This window comes from Dactylosporangium sp. NPDC050688 (assembly GCF_040654515.1).
Taxonomy (GTDB): domain Bacteria; phylum Actinomycetota; class Actinomycetes; order Mycobacteriales; family Micromonosporaceae; genus Dactylosporangium.
Genome location: NZ_JBFAIC010000165.1, coordinates 1 through 2905 on the forward strand (window position 1 = coordinate 1; position 2905 = coordinate 2905).

The 2905-nt window shown below is 74.9% G+C and carries 3 protein-coding genes; 2 read left to right on the forward strand and 1 reads right to left on the reverse strand.

The features are described from left to right. The first annotated feature begins 152 nt into the window (after positions 1-152). Positions 153-614, forward strand: a complete 462-nt coding sequence (locus AB0H83_RS51675; RefSeq protein ID WP_360111383.1) for a DUF5994 family protein — start codon at positions 153-155, stop codon at positions 612-614. A gap of 69 nt (positions 615-683) precedes the next feature. On the opposite strand, the gene AB0H83_RS51680 is transcribed toward AB0H83_RS51675, so the two are convergent. After that, entirely contained in the window at positions 684-1082 is a 399-nt protein-coding gene (locus tag AB0H83_RS51680; protein ID WP_360111386.1) for a helix-turn-helix domain-containing protein, read from the reverse strand. A 101-nt stretch (positions 1083-1183) separates the two neighbouring features. Here AB0H83_RS51680 and AB0H83_RS51685 point away from each other — a divergent pair, with 101 nt between their 5' ends. Continuing rightward, complete coding sequence (locus AB0H83_RS51685) at positions 1184-2098, forward strand: NADP-dependent oxidoreductase (protein ID WP_360111389.1); 915 nt, start codon at positions 1184-1186, stop codon at positions 2096-2098. Positions 2099-2905 lie beyond the last annotated feature (807 nt).

The window sequence follows — 2905 nt, forward strand, 5'->3', positions numbered from 1 at the left end:
CCTGCTCGGCGAGGGCATCATCGACCCCGCCAAGGTCACCCGCTCCGCCCTGCAGAACGCCGCCTCCATCGCGGCGCTCTTCCTCACCACCGAGGTCATGGTCGCGGACAAGCCGTGACAGGGCCCCACCGCATCGTCGAGAGGGACCGGCCATGACCACCATCGACCCGCGCGTCACCGTCGTGCCGCCGGGACCACCGAGCCGGCCACGCATCACGCTCGCCGCGACGCACGTCCTGCGCGCCGTCCTCGACGGTGGCTGGTGGCCCCGCTCCCGCGATCCGGTGGCGGAGCTGCCGGGCCTGATCATCGCTCTCGGCGAGCGGTACGGCCCGATCCGCCAGGTGCTGCTCAACAGTGAGACCTGGGACGGACGCTTCCGGCGCCTCGCCGTCGGCGACCGCGTGGTCCGGGCCGGGTGGTTCAGCACGGTCGACCCCGCCGTACTGATCGCCACCACCGACCGGGGCGTGCAGATCGACCTGCTGATCGTGCCGCCCGACACCGACGCCGTCGCGGCGGAGGCCGCGATGGCGGCGGCGGCCGACCCGGCCAACCGGCTGCGTGCCGCTGGCGTCCTCGCCGCGTCCGTCGCGCCACGACCGGCAGCGTAAGCCGGTCCGACCGCTCCGGATCCCGGCGGTACCCCCTCATGGCGGGCATCGCCGGGCCGTGCGCATGGCTCAGGAGCGCGCGTCGAACTGGGCTCGGGCCTCGAAGACGCGGTCCATGTGGGACTCCGCCCAGTCCTTGATCGCGAGCATGACCGGGAACAGCTCGTGGCCGAGCGGGGTCAGCTCGTAGTCGACGCGGACCGGCACCGAGGCGGTGACCGTGCGGGTCACCAGGCCGTCGCGTTCGAGGGTGCGCAGCGTCTGGGTGAGCATCTTCTGGCTGACGCCGGCGATGCGGTGGGCGAGCTCGCTGTGCCGCTTCGGGCCGTCCGCGAGCGCCGGGATCACCAGCGCGACCCACTTGTCGGTGAGGCGGCTGAGCAGCTCGCGGGTCGGGCAGCCGTCCAGGAACGCGTCGTAGTCACGCCTGGCCTGTGCACGGCGTTGCGCCGCGGTCGTCGTCGCCATCTCGCCTCCTCCGGTGCCATAGGCACTTTACGGTACCTACTTTCTCGTGGTGCCCGCGGTTCGTACGGTCGAGGTGATCAGTCCGCACGAAGGAGACGGTGATGCGCGCAGTCAGGTATGCACAGTTCGGAGGGCCGGAGGTCCTGCACGTGGCCGAGGTGCCGGTGCCCGCGCCCGGGCCGGGGCAGGTCCGGGTACGGGTCGCCGCGTCCGTGCTGCACCCGGTCGACCTGATGATCCGCTCCGGCCGGTTCCCGGCCCCGCTGCCGACCGGGCTGCCGTACACGCCCGGCTGGGACGTGGCCGGCGCCGTCGACGCGGTCGGCCCGGCGGTCGAGGGGTTCGCGCCCGGCGACGAGGTCATCGGCTTCTCGCCGTGGCTGCGGACCACGGCCGGCGCCCACGCCGAGTACGTCGTGCTCGACGCCGCCTGGCTGACCGCCGCGCCCGCCGGCGTGCCCGCCACCGAGGCGGCGACCCTGCCGGTCAACGGCCTCACCGCCGCCCAGGCTCTCGACCTGCTCGCGCTCCCGGCCGGCGCGACCGTGCTCGTCACCGGCGCCGCCGGGCAGGTCGGCGGGTTCTGCCTGGCGCTGGCCCGGGCGGCCGGCCTGCACGCCACGGGACTCGCTGGGGACGGCGACCGGGCGTTCGTCGAGTCGCTGGGCGCGACCTTCCTGCCGCGCTCCGACGACCCGGCGGGCAGCGCGGCGGGGACGTTCGACGCGGTCGTCGACCTGGCGGTGATCGGCCCCTCGCTGCTGGACCTCGTCCGAGACGGCGGCGGATACGTGGCCGCGTCACCCCCGCTGCGCCCGGCGCCGGTGCGGGGCATCCGCACGGTCGCGCTGGAGGTGCTGCCCGACGGGTCCCGGCTCGGCGCGCTGGTCAAGCTCGTCACCAGCGGCGACATCCCGCTGCGGGTCGCCGGCGTGCACCCGTTCGCCGACGCGGCGGCCGCCCACGAGCGGCTGGCCGGTGGCGGCGTGCGCGGCGGCGTGGTGCTCGTGCCCTGACCCGCGCCGGCGTGGTCGTGCCCGATTCCGCGGCGCGCGGCCCGGTCGGCGCGGTCCGGGGTGCTCGCGTCAGGCGGCGAGGACCCAGCGGCTGCGGCCGGAGCGCTTCGCCTCGTACATCGCACCGTCAGCGCGCAGCAGCACCTCGTCCGGGGTGGCGCCCGGGCCGGCCGGTGCGATGCCGATGCCGGCCCGATCCGGTGCACCTGACCGGCGTCGGGGATCGACGCGTGCAGCGCCTCGGCGAGGGTCGCCCGGTTCGCCAGGCCGGTCAGCACGTCGTGGGAGGCCTGGCACTGCAGTTGCCGCTGGGCGCGTTCCTGCTCGCGCACCGCGGCGGTGAACCGGGCCAGGACGAACCCGCACGCGGCGGCGGTCGCGGCCAGCAGCAGCCACGAGCGGGGACCGGCCGAGCCGACGCTGAGGACCGCGAGGGTCGGCGCGGTGAGCAGCCCGGCGCCGAGGAACAGCACCCGCGCCGGGTGCAGCGTGCCGGGCCGGACCGGCACCGCGCGGCCGAGCTCGCCGGCGTCGGGGCGCGGTGCGCTAGTATGTCCATGGGTAGAGCGCCTGCCTGCGCCACGAATGGCTGCCCACGTCGACCATGTGACGTGGCCAAGGGTCTCCGACTCAGCGCGAAGTCTCCGCTGCGGTACGTGTGTGCCGTCCGTCGGGCGGGTGACGTGGGCGCCCGCTGAGGGGCGTGATGGGCATGTTCGAGCGGTTCACCGACCGAGCACGACGGGTTGTCGTCCTGGCGCAGGAAGAAGCCCGGATGCTCAACCACAACTACATCGGCACCGAGCA